Genomic DNA, 17260 nt, shown 5'->3' on the forward strand with positions numbered 1-17260 from the left:
GCTCCCCCGTCTTCCCGCGGGGTGCAGGCGATCGGGCGACGCGCTCGCGCGGTGCGTGTCGTCGGGCGTCGCTGTAGGGCTCGGCGCCGTGGCGGCCGACACAGCCGTGCGCCACGACGCCGCCGGCGTCGCGCTGGCCGGGCACCTCAGGGCCGCCGTGGGCCTCTACGTCGCCGTGGGCGCGGGCGCCGGGCTGGCCGCGTGGGCGCTCGCCACCCTCGTGCGCCTGCTCGCGACGCCGCTCGAGCGGCGGGCGCCGCGGGCCGCCGAGGTAGCGCGGGCGGCGGCCTACGGGGCGCTCGCCGTCGCGGCGCTCTCGAGCACCGCCTTCTGGGCGTTCTCCGGGCGCGTCGCGCACGCCGGCGCGCTGGGCACCCTCGGCCCGTACCTCGCGCTGGCCGCCGCCGGCCTGGCCGCGTTCGCTGTCGCGCTCGTCCACGGCCGCTCCCTGCGCGCGGCGGCCCCCGGGCGCGCGGGCGGCTCCGCGGCGGCGGCGGCGACGGCGGCGGCGCTCGCGATTCTCGGGGCGGCGCTCATGATCGTGGACCTCACCGTGCTCGTGGCCATCTACAGGCGCCTGCACACGGCCCTGGAGCTCAGCGGGGCGGCGCTGCTCGGGTGCGCCTGCTTCTCCGGGCTGACGCGCCTCGCGCGGCGCGCGCGGGCGCGGGCCGCGATCCGCGCGGCCGCCGTGGCCGCCGCTGTGTGGGCGCTCTCCCTCGCGTCGTCGCCCTGGCTGCGAGGCTGGCATGCGGAGGCGCTGGCGCACACGGGCCGAGACCCCGTCTACGTCGGGCGGATGATGCGCCGCCTCGAGCTGGCGCAGGCCCTCCTGCGCGGCGAGGACGGCGCCGGGATGCACGCCAGCCGCCTGGACGAGCTGCGCGAGCGGTACGACGTCGACCAGACGACGCGCGACCCCCGCTGGGACGCGCCCTGGCCCGCTCGGCGTGGCGCGGGCGCCGCCGGCTCGGGGGAGCGCGCGCTCGCGGCCGACTTCAACGTCCTCATCTACTACGTGGACAGCCTCCGCAGCGACGTCGCCTACGACGAGGAGGTGATGCCGAACGCCGCCGCGCTGTCGCGCCAGGCGGTGCGGTTCGAGCGCGCGTACTCGACGGGCTCCGACACGCTGCGCGCGTTGCCCGGGCTGCTCGGCGGCAACTACGACGGCCTGGCGCGCAGCCCGGGCAGCCTGCTGGACCTGGCCAGGCGCCTGGAGATCCCCAGCAGCCTGTTCATCCCCGCCTCGGCGGCGGACTTCATCTCCCTGCTCCTGCCGGCGTTCGCTTTCGACGAGACGTACCGCGTGCCCGACCACGCCCGCGGGGGCGTCTGGGGCTACGGCGCCGATCGGCCGACGGCGGGGCCGATGGTGGACCAGGTCCTGTCCTGGCTCGCCCAGCGCGACTCGCAGCGGTTCTTCGCGTGGGTCTTCAACTTCGACGTCCACAACTGGCACGAGCTCGACAGCGCGTACGTCGAGGGCGCCGCCGAGCGCTACCACGTGCCCGCCGAGGGCCGCTGGAACTGGCGCTACCGGGTGGTCGCGCGGAGCCTGGACGAGCACTTCGGGCGGCTGCTCCGGGGCCTGGAGGAGCTCGGGCTCGCCGACCGCACCGTCGTGCTCTTCGTGTCGGATCACGGCGAGGCGCTCGGCTACCGCGGGTTCTGGCCGCACTCGACGTTCCTGTGGGAGTCGCTCCTGCGGGTGCCGCTGGTCCTGCGCGTCCCCGGGGTCCCGCCCATGGTCGCCGAGGAGGCCGTCTCGCTCATCGACGTGGCGCCGACGATGGCCCGCCTGCTCACCCCCGATCCGCCCATGAACGGCTACCACGGCGAGGATCTGCTCGGCCTCCTCGATCCCGAGCCTCCCCCGCGCCGGCTGCCGTTGCTCGCGGCGGCGGTCTCAGAGCAGCAGATCGCGCGCGTGGGCGTGCTCGATGGGCGCTACAAGCTCGTCCTGCCGCTCGAGTGGGGCGCCCCCGAGCTGTACGATCTGACCGCGCCGGATCCGGACGAGGTCGACGTCTCCGCGGCTCACGCCCGCGAGACGCTGCGGCTGATGGGCGCGCTCCTGCGATCCCCCGTGTTCCTGGCCGCGGAGGCCGAGCTGGAGCGGCCGAAGAGGTGAGCGCCGCGGCGCCTCCCGTCGGGGCGGCGCCTCGGTCAGGCGCGCGCGACGGTCAGTCCAGGCCGGTGTTCTCGGGCGTGCCCAGCATCAGGTTCAGGTTCTGCACCGCCGCGCCGGAGGCGCCCTTCCCGAGGTTGTCGAGGCGCGCCACGACAAGGATCTGGTCCGCGTTGCCGAACACGAACAGGTCGAGGCGGTTCGTGTCGTTGCACCCCTGGGCGCTCAGGTACCCCTCGTCGAGCGCGCTCTGGCCGCCGAGCGGCATCAGCCGGATGAACGGCTCGCCGGCGTAACAGGACGCGTAGAGCGCGTGCACGGCGGCGGGCGTCGCCGGGCGGCTCAGCGCGTCGGCGAACAGGGGCACCGAGACGAGCATGCCCTTGTAGAAGTCGCCGATGACCGGCTCGAAGAACGGCGCCCTGTCGAGCCCGGCGAGGGCGCGCATCTCCGGCAGGTGCTTGTGCTGCAGGGTGAGCGCGTACGGGCGCGGGCCGCTCATCTGCCGGCGGCGCGCCTCGTCGGCCTGCTCGTAGGCCTGGATCGTCTTGCGGCCGGCGCCGCTGTAGCCGGTGAGCGAGCGGGCGACGACGCGGGCGTCCCTGGGCAGGAGGCCCTCCGCGACGAGCGGCGCCACGAGGGCGAGGAAGCCGGTCGCGTGGCACCCGGGCACGGCGACGCGGCGCGCGCCGCGGATCGCGTCGCGCTGCCCGGCGCGCAGCTCCGGGAAGCCGTACACCCATCCGTCGGCCGTACGGTGCGCGGTGCTCGGATCGATGACGCGCGTCCTCGGGTTCTCGATCATCCCGATCGACTCCCGCGCGGCGTCGTCGGGGAGGCACGTGATCAGGACATCCGCCTCGTTGATCAGCGCGCGGCGGGCCGCCGGGTCCTTGCGGCGCTCCGGGTCGATCTCGAGCACCTGGAGGTCGCGGCGACCTTGCAGCCGCTCGCGGATCTGGAGCCCCGTGGTCCCTTCCTGCCCGTCGATGAACACCCGATGCATGGTGGCCGTGTCCATACGCCGGGCGCGCCGCCGGGACCAGCGCCTCGCGCGCCGCCGGCCCAGGCCTCGCGCGGCCCCGGGGCCCGCGCTCCGCGGCGCCCGGGGAAGCAGCGCCCCGCGCGGCCCCGGGAGCAGCGGTTCGCGCCCCGGCTCCCGGGCCTCGCGCGGCCCGGGACAAGCGCTCGGCGCCCCCGCGGCGGCGCCCCGGCGGTCAGGCCTCGCGCGGGCTGCTGCGCGTGTCCTTCAGCATCACGTCGTGGACGCCGCCCTCGTGGATGCTGACAGCGGAGGCCACCGTCAGGCGCGCGCGCATGTAGAGCTCGCGCAGCGAGAGGGCGCCGCAGTTGCACATCGTCGAGCGCACCTTGGCGAGCGTCACGTCGAGGGTGTCCTTCAGCTTGCCGGCATACGGCACGTAGCTGTCGACCCCCTCCTCGAACTCGAGCTGATCCTTCTTCTTGCTGGAGTCGCCGTGGTCGTAGCGCTGCCAGTTGCGCGCGCGGTTGCTCCCCTCGCCCCAGTACTCCTTCATGAACTGGTTGTTCACGCGGACCTTGCGCCCGGGCGCCTCGTCGAAGCGCGCGAAGTAACGGCCCATCATCACGAAGTCGGCGCCCATCGCGAGCGCGATCGTGATGTGGTAGTCCTGGCTGATACCGCCGTCGGAGCAGATCGGCACGTAGATGCCGGTCTTCTGGAAGTACTCGTCGCGCGCCTTGGCCACCTCGATCACCGCCGACGCCTGGCCGCGGCCGATGCCCTTCTGCTCGCGCGTGATGCAGATCGAGCCGCCGCCGATGCCGACCTTCACGAAGTCGGCGCCCGACTCGACCAGGTAGAGGAACCCCTCGCGATCGACGACGTTGCCGGCGCCGATGTAGCCGTGCTTGTAGTTCGACTTCACGAACGCGATGGTCTCGCGCTGCCACTCCGAGTAGCCGTCCGACGAGTCGATGCAGAGCACGTCGGCGCCCGCCTCCATCAGCGCCGGCACGCGCTCGCGGTGATCGCGCGAGTTGATGCCCGCCCCGACGATGAGCCGCTTCTCGCGATCCACGTTCTCGAGCGGGTGCGCCTGGTGCGACTCGTAGTCCTTGCGGAAGACCAGGTATTGCAGGTGCTGCCGCTCGTCGATCACCGGCAGGGTGTTGAGCTTGTAACGCCAGATGAGCTCGTTGGCCTCCTGGAGATCCAGGCCGACCTTGCCGCAGTGGATCGACTTGAACGGCGTCATGATCTCGCGCACCGGCGTGCTGAGCGGCGTCTTGCCGATCCGGTAGTCGCGGCTCGTGATGATGCCGACGAACCGCCCCGTCGGCGTGCCGTCCTCGGTGATCGCGACCGTGGAGTGGCCCGTGCGATCGGTCAGCTCGAGCACGTCGCCGAGCGTCGCGTCGGGGCGCAGGTTCGAGTCGCTCACGACGAACCCGGCCTTGTAGTTCTTCACGCGCCGCACCATGGCGGCTTCCTCTTCGATGCCCTGCGAGCCGTACACGAACGACAGGCCGCCGCAGCGCGCGAGCGCGATCGCGAGGTCGGCGCCCGACACCGACTGCATCATCGCGCTGGTGATGGGGACGCTGATCGTGAGCGGCGCCTGCTTCGGGTCCGGCGGGCTCACGCCCGGATCCGCCTTGAACCGGGCCACGGGGGCCGTCAGGTCGACGTTCGCAGGAACGCAGTCCTTGGTCGTCAGGTTCGGGACGAGCAGGTACTCGCCAAACGTCCTGCTCGGCTCATCGTAGATGAATGCCATGTCGGCTACTAGTGCGGGCTCCCCGGGCTGTCAACGCGACCGGGCGGCCGGCGCGGCGCTGGCGGGCTCAGCTCCGCGGTCAGCGCGGCCCCGGGCTTCCCCCGCTTTCCAGCCCCGTCGCCCTCCTCGCCCCGGCGCCGCGCGGCGCCTGCCGCTCGCAACGGGGCGGGCGGCGCGCAGCCCTCCGCCCGACGCGGCCGCGCGAACATCGATCTTCGCCGAGCTGTCGAGTCCAGAGCGGCTCCGGCCTTCACGCACCGGGGCACGACGCCGGGTGCTAGCCTCGCCGCATGGCCGATGATCTCAGCAAGGACGTGCAGCTCCTCGACAGCGATCTCGTCGCCGTCCGGCGCGATCTGCACCGCCACCCCGAGCTCGGCTACGCCGAGGTGCGCACCTCGCAGCTCGTCGCGGAGCGCCTGCGCGCGCTCGGCCTCTCGGTGCGCACGGGCGTGGCCGGGACGGGCGTCATCGCCGATCTCGAGGGCGAGCGCCCCGGCCGCACCGTGCTGCTGCGCGCCGACATGGACGCGCTCCCCGTCGAGGAGCAGTCGGGCCACGGTTTCCCGTCCGAGACGCGGGGCGTGATGCACGCGTGCGGCCACGACGCCCACGTGAGCGCGCTCCTCGGCGCGGCCACGCTGCTCTCGGCGCGCAGGGGCCGCTTCGCCGGCCGGGTCCGCTTCGTCTTCCAGCCCGCGGAGGAGCTCTCCGGCGGCGCGCTGGGGATGATCGAGGCAGGCGCGCTCGACGGCGTCGACCAGGCGCTCGGCGCGCACGTGATATCGCCCCTGCCCTTCGGCGTGGTGGCGACGCGGACCGGGCCGTTCTTCGCGGGGTACGACGCCTTCGAGATCGCCGTCGTCGGCAAGGCGGGGCACGGCGGGCTGCCGCACATGTCGGTCGATCCGATCTACGCCGCCGCGCAGGTCGTCACAGCGCTCCAGTCGATCGTCGCGCGCGAGGTGAAGCCGGGCGAGCCGCTCGTCGTGAGCATCTCGGCCATCTCCGGCGGGAACGCGGCCAACGTCGTCGTGGAGCGCGTGACGCTCCAGGGCACGGTGCGCTGGTTCTCGCGCGAGAGCCGCGAGCACGCGCTCGAGCGCGTCCAGGCGATCGCCTCGGGCGTGTGCTCGGCGCTGCGCGCCGGGTGCGAGTTCAAGGTGGTGTCGACCTCGCCCGTGACGACGAACGCCGCCGCGCCCGTGGATCTGATCACGGCGGCCGCGCGCGCCACGGGGCGCGCCGACGTCATGGATCCGGGCCCGCTGACGGTCAGCGAGGATTTCTCGGAGTTCACGGACCGCGTCCCGGGCTGCCTCTTCACGGTGGGCGCGGGCGGGCCGACAGCGGCGCCGCACCACCACCACGCCTTCGACCTCGACGAGCGCGCGATCGGGCTCATCGCGGAGATCTTCACCCGCGCCACGCTCTCCGCGCTCCGGCCGGAGTGACGCGGCATGCTGCCGGCGCGATGACGAGGACGCTCCGGACCCTGCTCACGACCTACCGCTTCACGCTGATCCTGCTCGCGTCGATCGCCGTCGGCGCGGGGCTCGGCCTCGCGCTGGGCGAGCGCGCGACGGCGCTCAAGCCGCTCGGCGATCTCTTCCTCAACCTGCTGTTCACCCTCGTCGTGCCGCTGATCTTCTTCTCCATCTCGTCGGCGGTGGCGGGCATGGGCAGCCTGCGGCGCCTCGGGCGCATCGTGACCGCGATGCTGGGCGTCTTCGTCGCGACCGGCCTCGTCGCGTCGTCGCTGATGCTCGTGGCGGTGAAGCTCTACCCGCCCGCGGAGGGGCTCGCGGCCACGCTGCCCGGCGCGCCGGAGGTCGCACAGGTAAGCCTGGGCGACCAGATCGTCGGCGCGATCAGCGTCCCCGACTTCGGCGAGCTGCTCTCGCGCAAGAACGTGCTGCCGCTCATCGTGATGGCCTTCCTCGTCGGCCTCGGGACCACGGCGGCCGGCGAGCGCGGCCAGCCGTTCGCGCGGCTGCTCGCCTCGGTGAACGAGGTGATGCTGAAGGTTGTCGACCTCGTGATGCTCTACGCGCCGATCGGCCTCGGCGCCTACTTCGCCCACCTGGTCGGCAGCTTCGGCCCGGCGCTGCTGACATCGTACGTGCGCGCTCTCGGGCTTTTCTACCCGATCGCGATCGCGTACTTCTTCCTCGCCTTCACGCTGTACGCGTGGCTCGCCGGCCGGGGGCGCGGGGTGAGGGCGTTCTGGAGGAACATCCCGGCGCCGGCGCTCACGGCGCTCGCGACATCGAGCAGCATGGCGGCGATCCCGTCGAACCTCGAGGCGGCGCGGCGCGCCGGGGTGCCCGACGACATCGCCGAGGTGATCATCCCGATCGGCGCGACAATCCACATGGAGGGCTCGTGCCTGTCGGCGGTGCTGAAGACGGCGCTCCTGTTCGGGCTCTTCGGCCGCGAGCTCGGCGGGGCGGAGACCTACATGGCCGTGCTGGGGGTGGCGATCCTGAGCGGCACCGTGATGAGCGGGATCCCCGGCGGGGGGTTCATCGGAGAGCTCGTGATCGTGTCGCTGTTCGGGTTCCCGATGGAGGCGCTGCCGATCATCTCCACCGTCGGCGCCCTCGTGGACCCGCCCGCCACGCTGGTCAACGCCGTCGGCGACAACGTGAGCTGCATGGTGGTGGCGCGCCTCATCGACGGCCCGGGGTGGGGCGAAATGGCGCACGGCTCGCCGCCCGCGACCGACGCGGGCGGCTGACGCCGGTCACCAGCCGGATCCCTCGTCCTCGTCGAGCGCGCCGCCGATCAGCCCGGCCGCGCCGCCGATCGCCGCGCCGCCGGCGCCGCCCAGGAGGCCTCCGATGGCGGCACCCCTGGCGCCGCCTCCGGCGACGTCGCCCTCCTTCGAGGACTCCCTCGTTTCCTTCTCGGCCGGATCCGCATGCTCCTGCTGGCTCGTCGCTGGTGTCGGCTGCTTCTTCTGCTGCTTCTTCATGACGCGCTTAGGAGCAAGCCTCGTACCAGCAGCGACGGCTGGCCGCCGGAGCGGGCGCCCGCAGCTATCTCACTGCAACACGAAGTCGAAGCGCAGGCGCGCTTCATCACAACCGTCGTAAAAGATCAGGTCGGTTCCTTCGGCGGGGGTCGCCGATCCGCCTTGCGGGTGAACGCAGCGGCCGGTCTCGGCGTTTTGCAGGCTCCCACCGGACGTCACGTCGAAGGAGAGGCGTGCCTCGGGACCGCAGTATCCGTTGAGGATCAGGCCAACGTTGTTGTAGGCGGTCCCTTGATTCGGGTGAACACACATTCCGCTCGGAACATGCTTGAGCAAGCCGCTGTCCAGAACCCTGAAGGAAGAGGCGAGCGTGCTGCAGTTGCTCGACAGCACCAGCTGCGTGTCGTTGGCCGGCATCGTGGCACCGCCTTCCGGGGCGAAACATTTGCCGCTGGTGTTCTGCACGATCTTGTACTCGTCCACCGCGGAGCTCAACGCGTAATCTCTCGGCGTGATCTTGGCGAACGCGCGTGGACCGTAGCCGCGGTAGGTGTCATCGGAGGCGATGACGGTCCCGAGCCAGTAGTCGTGAAACCAGTGCAAGTACGAACGGCCGGGAATGCCGGATTTGATGTAGCGATTCCATTCGGATCCATGGAGCGGCCCATCGGGACTGTCGGGAAGCGGGATCCCCTGCTCCTCGTAGAACCCATCGAGGCCGTGCATGGGTTCATGGATGAACACTTCCACAGGCTCGCTGTTGATGGTGGACAGCCAGTCCGAGTCGACCGTATTTTTCCCGTTCACCGTCGTCCACATGGTGTAGTTGGACTCGTAGCTGCTCCCCGGGCCCCACCCCCAGCCCCCCGTCACGCTGTTACCGGGCGTGAAGAACACCTGCACGGTGTCGTAATCGCCTCGCGGCACGAAGCTCTGCACGTCTGGCTGAAGGTTGATGGCCGCCGGCAAGTGATTACCACCCGCGATCGTCAGCGACGTGATGGGATCGCTGGATACGACGCTGGAGCCGTGCCATGCGACCCGGCCGTCGGTGATCAGATCCAGCCAGTAGGCCACCCGATCTTCGAAGGCGACCTGCACCGCGTCGACGACGCTGCTCGGCAGCGAGCCCTGGGTGACACCAGGGACGTTGGTGTTGGGCTTGACGAGGAGAAGCCCATGAAAATCGAACTCCACGCTCGCGAATCGCTCACCGAAGCCGACAGGCTCCAGGTACCAGCGTGCGCTGTCGTTGCAGGTCCCCAGGGTGGGCTGCGCGCTGCCGCTCGGGACAGCGCAGTTGTTCACGTTCGAGCGCACGTGATACAGGGCCGGCCGGTCCACCGTGCGGGCGCGCAGGGTGTCCACGGTCCACTCCGCCGCGGTGCCGCTGCAGCTTCCGAGCACCGCCGTGCTGCTCGACGCGACAAGGCACTGGCCGGTGTCCTCGTGCACAAACCGGTACTTGTTCGTACCGACGCCGACAAGGCGCCAGTGCTGATGGTCGTCGCCCGAGTAATCGGCGCCGACCAGCTGCCCGGTGAAGTCATCGCGGGTCAACGTGCCACGGTCGGCGCGGGACATCAGTCGCCACAGCCCAATCTCGAACTCATCGTCGCCGGCGCTCGTCGGTTCGACGCGCACGCTATGCACATCGAACTCCGTGGTGCCCTGCGTGTCCCGCAGCTCCACCGTGTTGGTACCGGCCAGCAGCGTCACCGGGAACGGGCCGAACTCTTTCCCTGTCGGGCGCGGGCTCTCTGTGGCGGTGGTGGTGATGACGGAGATCTGGGTGCCGTTCAACCAGAGGCTCATCGCTCTGGTCTGCGACAGCACGGCGACCTTCACATAGAGGTCCGCGCCGCCGCCGGCGCCGCCGGCCACGCTCCAGGAAAAGCCGGTATTGTCGTTGAGGTCGACGCCCCAGCTCTCATTCGTGCAGTTCGCGCTGCCCGTGCACCCGCTCACGCCGGGCCCGCCGCTGGACGAGCTCGCAGGATAAACAGCCGCGTGAGCCGAGCCCGCCGCTCCGATCAACAGAAGCGACGCGATCGCCGTCGAGGTGAATGGAAGATGCTTCAATTTCATGCACAAAGATCCTTCTGGACAAAAAAGGATGAGATGCGCGAGCACGACGCCGCCAGCAACGTCACATCGCCCTGTCGTGAATTCCTGCTCGAGCGCGTGGAACTATCGGAAGAAATTCACGAAACAGACATCAACAGGCGAGTATGCTCGCCAGCGTTGAGGGCGCGACGATTATGTCGCCAGCGTGCGCTCTGTCAAGCGTACCCAGGAATTTAGGGTGAGGCAGGCGCTCCGCCAACCGCGTATCGTGATGCCTTTGTGATGGCGTCTCGACGCGGGAGAGGTCCTGGATGGCCTTCCTCACAGGGGCTCTTCCAGGTGGCGCCGGCGAGCACCTCGACCTTGCAGAGTCGAATGCCGAGGTGGACGCGCCCGGGGACCGCTCGAGCGCGAGCTGCCCGGCCGGCGCGCTCCTCGGCGTGCCGGCGGTGCGAGCGGCGGCCTTCAGCCGGGGCAGGACCAGCTTCATGACGCGCTTCGGAGCAAGCCTCGTACCAACAGCGACGGCTGGCCGCCGGAGCGGGGCCGGTCGCCGTTCGGTCAGGTGGGTCGCGCCGGCGGCCGCCGTCTCGACGGGTCGTGGCAGGCGATGCGCGATGAGGTCGCAGTCGCCGCAGCGACGCGCCCGCCGCACGGGCACCCGCAGCTATCTCACTGCAACACGAAGTCGAAGCGCAGGCGCGCTTCATCACAACCGTCGTGGAAGATCAGGTCGGTTCCTTCGGCGGGGGTCGCCGATCCGCCTTGCGGGTGAACGCAGCGGCCGGTCTCGGCGTTTTGCAGGCTCCCACCGGACGTCACGTCGAAAGAGAGGCGTGCCTCGGGGCCGCAGTATCCGTTGAGGATCAGGCCAACGTTGTTGTAGGCGGTCCCTTGATTCGGGTGAACACACATTCCGCTCGGAACGTGCTTGAGCAAGCCGCTGTTCAGAACCCTGAAGGAAGAGGCGAGCGTGCTGCAGCTGCTCGACAGCACCAGCTGCGTGTCGCCGGCCGGTATCAGGGCACCGCTTTCCGGGGCGAAACATTTGCCGCTGGTGTTCTGCACGATCTTGTACTCGTCCACAGCGGGGCTCAACGCGTAATCTCTCGGCGTGATCTGGGCGAACGCGCGAGGACCGAAGCCGCGGTAGGTGTCATCGGAGGCGATGATGGTCCCGAGCCAGTAGTCGCGGTAAAAGTGCAGCCACGAGCGACCGGGAATGAGGGAGACGGCGTAGCGATTCGGTCCAGTTCCACCATCCAGTAGCCCCTCGGGAAGCGGGATCCCCAGCTCCTCGTACAACCCATCGAGTCCGTGCATGGGTTCATGGATGAACACCTCCACGGGCTCGCTGTTGACGGTGGACAGCCAGTCCGAGGCGACCGTGTTTTTCCCGTTCACCGTCGTCCACAGGGTGTAGTTCGAGTAGTAGCTGCTCCCCGGGCCCCACCCCCAGCCCCCCGGCTTGCTGTCGCCGGGCGTGAAGAACACCTGCACGGTGTCGTAATCGCCTCGAGGCACGAAGCTCTGCACGTCTGGCTGAAGGTGGATGGCCGCCGGCAAGTGATTGGGATCATCAACCGAGGTCTTCAGCGACGTGATGGGATCGCTGGATACGACGCTGGAGCCATGCCATGCGACCCGGCCGTCGGTGATCAGATCCATCCAGAAAGCCACCCGATCTTCGAAGGCGACCTGCACCGCGTCGACGACGCTGGTCGGCAGCGAGCCCTGGGTGACACCAGGGACGTTGGTGTTGGGCTTGACGAGGAGGAGCCCATGAAAATCGAACTCCACGCTCGCGAATCGCTCACCGAAGCCGACGGGCTCCAGGTACCAGCGTGCGCTGTCGTTGCAGGTCCCCAGGGTGGGCTGCGCGCTGCCGCTCGGGACAGCGCAATTGTTCACGTTCGAGCGCACGTGATACAGGGCGGGGCGGTCCACCGTGCGGGCGCGCAGGGTGTCAACGGTCCACTCCGCCGCGGTGCCGCTGCAGCTGCCGAGCACCGCCGTGCTGCTCGACGTGACAAGGCACTGGCCGGTGTCCTCGTGCACAAACCGATACTTGTTCGTACCGACGCCGACAAGGCGCCAGTGCTGATGGTCATCGCCCGTGTAATCGGCGCCGACCAGCTGCCCGGTAGAGGCATTGCGGGTCAACGTGCCACGGTCGGCGCGGGACATCAGTCGCCAGAGTCCAATCTCGAACTCATCGTCGCCGGCGCTCGTCGGTTCGACGCGCACGCTATGCACATCGAACTCCGCAGTGCCCTGTGTGTCCCGCAGCTCCACCGTGTTGGTACCGGCCAGCAGCGTCACCGGGAACGGGCCGAACTCTTTCCCTGTCGGGCGCGGGCTGTCCACGGAGGTGGCGGTGATGACGGAGATCTGGGTGCCGTTCAACCAGAGGCTCATCGCTCTGGTCTGCGACAGCACGGCGACCTTCACATAGAGGTCCGCGCCGCCGCCGGCGCCGCCGGCCACGCTCCAGGAAAAGCCGGTATTGTCGTTGAGGTCGACGCCCCAGCTCTCATTCGTGCAGTTCGCGCTGCCCGTGCACCCGCTCACGCCGGGCCCGCCGCTGGACGAGCTCGCAGGATAAACAGCCGCGTGAGCCGAGCCCGCCGCTCCGATCAACAGAAGCGACGCAATCGCCGTCGAGGTGAATGGAAGATGCTTCAATTTCATGCACGAAGATCCTTCTGGACAAGAAAAAGGATGAGATGCGCGAGCACGACGCCGCCAGCAACGTCACATCGCCCTGGTCATGAATCCCTGTTCGATCGCGTGGAACTACGCGAAGGAATTCACGAAACAGACATCAACAGGCGAGTATGCTCGCCAGTGTTGAGGGCGCGACGATTATGTCGCCAGCGTGCGCTCTGTCAAGCGTACCCAGGAATTTAGGGTGAGGCAGGCGCTCCGCCAACGGTGGTTCGGGGCGCCCTCGTGATGGCTCCTCGACGCGGGAGAGGGCCTGGATGGACCGGGGCGCGAAGGCCTCCTCCTGGCCCGCCCGGCCTTGAACGCCTGGAGGAAGCGCCCCTGTGCGTGGCTCCGGCAGCAGGCCCCACGAGAGCCTTACCCGGCCCGAGCGACCCTCGTGGTCCTCGTCCTCACAGAGGTGCTTCCAGGCGGCGCCGGCGAGCACCTCGACCTTGCAGAAGTGAATGTCGAGGTGGCCGCGCCCGGGACCCGCTCGAGCGCGAGCTGCCCGGCGGGCGCGTCGGCGGCGGGGGTATGCGTCGCCGATGGGGGCTCAGCCCGGCCGATTGCGCATGAAGTCCGCCACCTCGCCGAAGCGCTGGTCGAGGAAGCCGTACAGCGGCGCCGGCACGCCGAGCTCCGTCATCGCCGCGCGCATGGAGCGCATCCAGGCGTCGCGCATGGCCACGTCGACAGGGACGCGCATGTGGCGCATCCGCAGCCGCGGGTGGCCGTGCGCGGCGATGTAGTCCTGCGGGCCGCCGAGCCAGCCGATCAGGAAGAGCGCGAAGCGGTCGCGGCTCTCCCGGCACACCTGGCCGCCCTCGTCGCAGACGTGGAGCCGCGCGAGCGCGGGCTCGTCGCGGGCCATGAGGTCGTAGAAGCGCTCCACCAGCCGGCGGACGGCGGGCTCGCCGCCCAGCAGGTCGAACGGGGTCTCGGGCGTGTCGGCCATCGGCAGGCCATCTAGCGAGCCGCCGCGGCGCCGTCAACGCGGGCCCGGGACGCGGCGCGCGGCGCGCGGCCGGTCGAGCGCGCGAGGGCGGGACGCGGCGCGGCCCCTGTCGATCATCGCCGCGGCGCTCGTGCCCGGAGCGGTGCGGTCTCTCTCCGAATCTCACGGAGCTCACCGGGGTACCTTCTCCAGGTTGCAGGCGCGATGGAGCGAAGGAGTTCTCGAGATCAGGTGCGCCGCGCTGGCATCGATCGGACTGAGCTCCTCGAGACCACGCGGTCGAGGCAGAATCACCACTTGCACGACCCCCGTGTCCTGCGCAGCGCGCGACGATGACCTGGTTCCGCGCACCAGGAGTCCGGCCGGGCATCCGACGAGAGCATCAACGTGAAGGCGCCAGGGTACAAAGGCACAAGAGAACCTCAAATTCGTGCATTTTTGCGTCTTCGCGTCCTGGCGGGTTTGCGTCGAGCTCTCTCTCCGCTCGCGAGGCAAAGCCCTGGCAGGATTGAGCCCGTGGATCTCGTTGCGGGTGAGCGGCCGCTGATCCTCGGAGGAGCGGGCGGGGCATGCGCAGGAGAGGGAAAGCGTTGCATAGGACACAGAAAGGGGTGCGCAGGAGGGCGGCGGGGCGGCGCAGGAGACCGCAGGGCTGCGCAGGAGGGGCGCTGTTCCTACTCCGGGAAACGAAGCATCTCGACGGCGTTCCCGTCCTCCCTCGTGATCATCTCGCCGGACCAATCCAGCTCGTGCCGCCCCCGCCCGCCGGCCCCAGCTCGTAGGTGACGACCTTCGGCGACGAGAAGGGGAGCATGGCCGGAACCCAGAGACGAAATATCTCGAATTTGAAGTTGATCGACGAACTGACAGCTATCCTGCGCAACGCGGTCGCGAGCAGCGCATTTACGACCAGCACCCCGAAGCAGACATGAACCGCAGGAGGCCGATTTCACCGACCAATCCACGACGAGACGAGCACCTACGACTGGGAGACAGACCATGAAACGTCGCAGGCCTGCGTCCGATGGAACCGTATTCCTTGTGCCCCTACGCGACGGGGGACATGCGATAGGCGTGCTTGCGCGAGCGACTGGGGAGGGCCATGCTTTCGGCTACTTTGCGCGCGGAGCACATGGGCGTACGCGTCGTGGTCGGCCCTACGTCGTCGAGCTCCGCGCTGGATGTCCGCTGGCGCGCGACAGCCGGACTTCGGTCTGCAGAAGAATCTCACTGGTGAGGGCGAAGCTGGAGCAGGGCGAGCGAGATGGCCTGTTTGAGTCCCAAGAAGCGTGCCTTGGACAATTGTCGTAATCGGCGAGACTGTCCGTATGCTCGACGGCTTGACCAGCGACCCCTGCGCCGATACGTGTTGCCATGGATACGCAGCAAGCCATGGGCCGCGCGGAATGCCGGGAGCGACGCGTCGGTTGACAGGAGTTCTTCGGGCGCGCCGCTCGCCGGTCGGGCCCGCGTTGGGCCCATGCCTCCCGAGGGGGCGCGATCCGTCGTCACGCCTCCCTGAAACTCAGGCGAAAAGCGACGGATCGCGACGGATCGGCGCCGCGGAACAGTCCCGCCAGATGAGTGCACAACGGGAAAGGGTCGACCCCTCCCGCTATACATCGATCAATGCGGGCTCTCCCCCGCGGGCGCATACCCGAGCTTCCTGATCCCGAGCGCCTTCAGCTTGTGCACAAGGGTCCGCAGCGGGATCCCCAGCGCCCGCGCCGCCTCGGTCTGGTTCCAGCCCGCCTTGCGCAGCGCCGCGACGATGACCTCGGCCTCGTGCCGCAGGAGGCGCGCCTTCAGGCCGTCCGCGCCCTCCGGCATCTCGGCGCCCGCCTCCTCGACGTCGCGCGCGGGCTCGTCGCAGGGCGGCGCCGGGGAGACCTGCGCCGCGCGCACGCGCTCGGGCAGGTCGTGCTCGGAGATCCACTCCCCCTCGGCGATGACGACCGCGCGCTCGATCGCGTTGCGCAGCTCCCGCGCGTTCCCGGGCCACGTGTAGCTCTTGAGCAGCGCGAGCGCCCCGGGCGCGACGCCGCGGATCGCCGTGGCGTTCGCGTCGTTCGCCTGTCGCAGGAACCGGATCGCGAACGCCTCGATCTCCTCGGGGCGCGCCCGGAGCGGCGGGAGCGTCAGCGTGATCGTGTTCAGCCGGTAGAGCAGATCGAGGCGAAAGCCGCCGCTCGCGCACATCCCCTCGAGATCGCGGTGCGTCGCCGCGATCACGCGCACGTCGACCTCGATCTCCCGGACCGACCCCACCCGCGTCACCCGCCGCGTCTCCAGCGCGCGCAGGAGCGCCGCCTGCGCCGCGGGCGGCAGCTCGCCGACCTCGTCGAGGAACACAGTCCCTCCGTCGGCCTCCTCGAACACGCCCCGCTGCTGCTGGCTCGCGCCGGTGAACGCGCCGCGCTCGTGGCCGAAGAGCGTGCTCTCGACGAGCTGCTCGGGGATGGCCCCGCAGTTGACGGTCACCATCTTCCGCGCGCTGCGCGGGCCCTGCTTGTGGATCGCCCGCGCGACGACCTCCTTCCCCGTCCCCGTCTCGCCCAGCAGGAGGACGGGGACAGGCGATCGGGAGATCCGCGCGACGACCTCGAAGATGCGGCGCATCGCGGGGCTCTCGGCGACGTACTCGTCCCCAGGCTCGCCGCCGCCGGCGGCGCCGCTGCACTGGCAGGCCCCGGCCTGCGCCACCTGCACCGGCTGATCGCACGTCAGGCCGCGCGTCGCCCGGAAGCAGAGCTCGAGCAGCTTCTCCGCCGACGTCGCCGCGTCCGGGAAGGAGGCGATGCCGGCGAGCAAGGCGGGCTCCCCCGTCGTGGAGGGCGCCGTGAGCGCGCGCGCGAGCGCGAGCGCGGCCTCGGGGCGCGCCTCGGGCAGCAGGATCGCGAGCGTGTCCGGGCTGTAGAGCCCGATCCTGTCCACCGGCCGCAACATCGCCCTGACGCGGGGATAGAACCGGCTCACGTGCGCCCCGGCGGACCGCTCGGCGCGGACCATCACGACGGCGAAGGTGCGGCCGAAGTGCCGGGCGCGCACCACCTCGTCCTCGAGGACGACGCGGAACCGCTCGTGGCTCAGGAGGACGGTCTGCACGCCCTCTTCCGACGAGCACGCGCGGACGGAGACGAGCAGGTTGCCCAGCATGACGTCGTCTCCCGGCCTCACCTCCGCGCGGGCGACCCGCGACCCGCTCACCCAGGTGCCGTTGGTGGACTGCAGATCTTCGACCGTGAGCAGCCCGTTCGACAGCGTGAAGCGGGCGTGCTCGCGCGACAGGCTGCTGTCCTGGATGCGCACCTGCGAGGGGGGCGCGCGGCCGACAACGACAGGGACTCCGGGGCTCAGCAGCACGCGCTCCACGCCCTCGCGGTGGTAGATCAAGAGCGTGAGCTGGCCTCCTGCTGGCTGAGGCCGCCAGATCGCGTCGATGCAGCTGTCCCCCTGGAGCGCGATCGTCGTGTCGGTGTTGCCGTCACGAGGCAAGTCCATGTTTCCTCCCCCGGGAGGATCGTGCCACACAGGAGGCCACGCTCAAGGCACGTCCGGGAGGGCGCCGCAGAAGCCATGAGGCACGGGCTGGCCGGCTCGCTCGCGTCAGCCCGCATCAGGCCGCGCCGGCGACTCCTCCGCGCGCTGCTCGCTCGTCT

Annotated in this window: 10 protein-coding genes; 3 read left to right on the plus strand and 7 right to left on the minus strand. The window is 70.2% G+C overall.

Features of this window, described 5'->3' with window-relative positions; all coding sequences use genetic code 11:
- Positions 1–88 precede the first annotated feature (88 nt).
- A complete protein-coding gene (locus WMF42_RS25410) occupies positions 89–2134 on the plus strand; it encodes a sulfatase-like hydrolase/transferase (protein ID WP_437685289.1) in 2046 nt (681 codons plus the stop codon).
- Between the two features lie 52 nt (positions 2135–2186).
- Here the strand turns inward: WMF42_RS25410 and argC are convergent, their stop codons facing one another.
- Both argC and WMF42_RS25420 read right to left on the minus strand, forming a co-directional pair.
- Entirely contained in the window at positions 2187–3137 is a 951-nt protein-coding gene (argC, locus tag WMF42_RS25415) for an N-acetyl-gamma-glutamyl-phosphate reductase (protein ID WP_061613321.1), read from the minus strand.
- A gap of 211 nt (positions 3138–3348) precedes the next feature.
- Positions 3349–4893 (minus strand): IMP dehydrogenase, encoded by a 1545-nt coding sequence (locus WMF42_RS25420; protein ID WP_061613317.1) that lies wholly within the window; start codon positions 4891–4893, stop codon positions 3349–3351.
- A gap of 290 nt (positions 4894–5183) precedes the next feature.
- Between WMF42_RS25420 and WMF42_RS25425 the strand changes: the two genes are divergently transcribed.
- Positions 5184–6347 carry a M20 metallopeptidase family protein gene (locus tag WMF42_RS25425; RefSeq protein ID WP_437685292.1) on the plus strand — a complete coding sequence of 388 codons (1164 nt, stop codon included), beginning with the start codon at positions 5184–5186 and terminating at the stop codon, positions 6345–6347.
- Between the two features lie 20 nt (positions 6348–6367).
- The gene (locus WMF42_RS25430) at positions 6368–7633 is read left to right on the plus strand and encodes a dicarboxylate/amino acid:cation symporter (RefSeq protein ID WP_437685294.1); all 1266 of its coding nucleotides are present in this window, start codon (positions 6368–6370) and stop codon (positions 7631–7633) included.
- A 6-nt stretch (positions 7634–7639) separates the two neighbouring features.
- Here WMF42_RS25430 and WMF42_RS25435 read toward each other — a convergent pair whose 3' ends face one another.
- The 5 genes from WMF42_RS25435 to WMF42_RS25455 form a co-directional block, all read right to left on the minus strand.
- Positions 7640–7870 carry a hypothetical protein gene (locus WMF42_RS25435; protein ID WP_437685296.1) on the minus strand — a complete coding sequence of 77 codons (231 nt, stop codon included), beginning with the start codon at positions 7868–7870 and terminating at the stop codon, positions 7640–7642.
- Between the two features lie 69 nt (positions 7871–7939).
- Positions 7940–9958, minus strand: coding sequence for a hypothetical protein (locus tag WMF42_RS25440; RefSeq protein ID WP_437685298.1), 2019 nt, complete (start codon positions 9956–9958; stop codon positions 7940–7942).
- Positions 9959–10609: 651 nt separating this feature from the next.
- Positions 10610–12628, minus strand: a complete 2019-nt coding sequence (locus tag WMF42_RS25445; protein WP_437685300.1) for a hypothetical protein — start codon at positions 12626–12628, stop codon at positions 10610–10612.
- Between the two features lie 571 nt (positions 12629–13199).
- Entirely contained in the window at positions 13200–13601 is a 402-nt protein-coding gene (locus tag WMF42_RS25450; RefSeq protein ID WP_061605999.1) for a group II truncated hemoglobin, read from the minus strand.
- 1626 nt (positions 13602–15227) lie between these two features.
- Positions 15228–17102, minus strand: a complete 1875-nt coding sequence (locus WMF42_RS25455; RefSeq protein ID WP_437685303.1) for a sigma 54-interacting transcriptional regulator — start codon at positions 17100–17102, stop codon at positions 15228–15230.
- Positions 17103–17260: the final 158 nt, after the last annotated feature.

Source organism: Sorangium sp. So ce176, from assembly GCF_051519835.1.
In the GTDB taxonomy this organism is placed as follows: domain Bacteria; phylum Myxococcota_A; class Polyangia; order Polyangiales; family Polyangiaceae; genus Sorangium; species Sorangium cellulosum_G.

What these genes read in the sequence shown, in the direction of transcription:
- argC (WP_061613321.1), bottom strand. Translation starts at nt 3,137, where the DNA reads ATGCATCGGGTGTTCATCGACGGGCAGGAAGGGACCACGGGGCTCCAG.
- WMF42_RS25420 (WP_061613317.1), bottom strand. Translation starts at nt 4,893, where the DNA reads ATGGCATTCATCTACGATGAGCCGAGCAGGACGTTTGGCGAGTACCTG.
- WMF42_RS25425 (WP_437685292.1), top strand. Translation starts at nt 5,184, where the DNA reads ATGGCCGATGATCTCAGCAAGGACGTGCAGCTCCTCGACAGCGATCTC.
- WMF42_RS25430 (WP_437685294.1), top strand. Translation starts at nt 6,368, where the DNA reads ATGACGAGGACGCTCCGGACCCTGCTCACGACCTACCGCTTCACGCTG.
- WMF42_RS25435 (WP_437685296.1), bottom strand. Translation starts at nt 7,870, where the DNA reads ATGAAGAAGCAGCAGAAGAAGCAGCCGACACCAGCGACGAGCCAGCAG.
- WMF42_RS25440 (WP_437685298.1), bottom strand. Translation starts at nt 9,958, where the DNA reads ATGAAATTGAAGCATCTTCCATTCACCTCGACGGCGATCGCGTCGCTT.
- WMF42_RS25445 (WP_437685300.1), bottom strand. Translation starts at nt 12,628, where the DNA reads ATGAAATTGAAGCATCTTCCATTCACCTCGACGGCGATTGCGTCGCTT.
- WMF42_RS25450 (WP_061605999.1), bottom strand. Translation starts at nt 13,601, where the DNA reads ATGGCCGACACGCCCGAGACCCCGTTCGACCTGCTGGGCGGCGAGCCC.
- WMF42_RS25455 (WP_437685303.1), bottom strand. Translation starts at nt 17,102, where the DNA reads ATGGACTTGCCTCGTGACGGCAACACCGACACGACGATCGCGCTCCAG.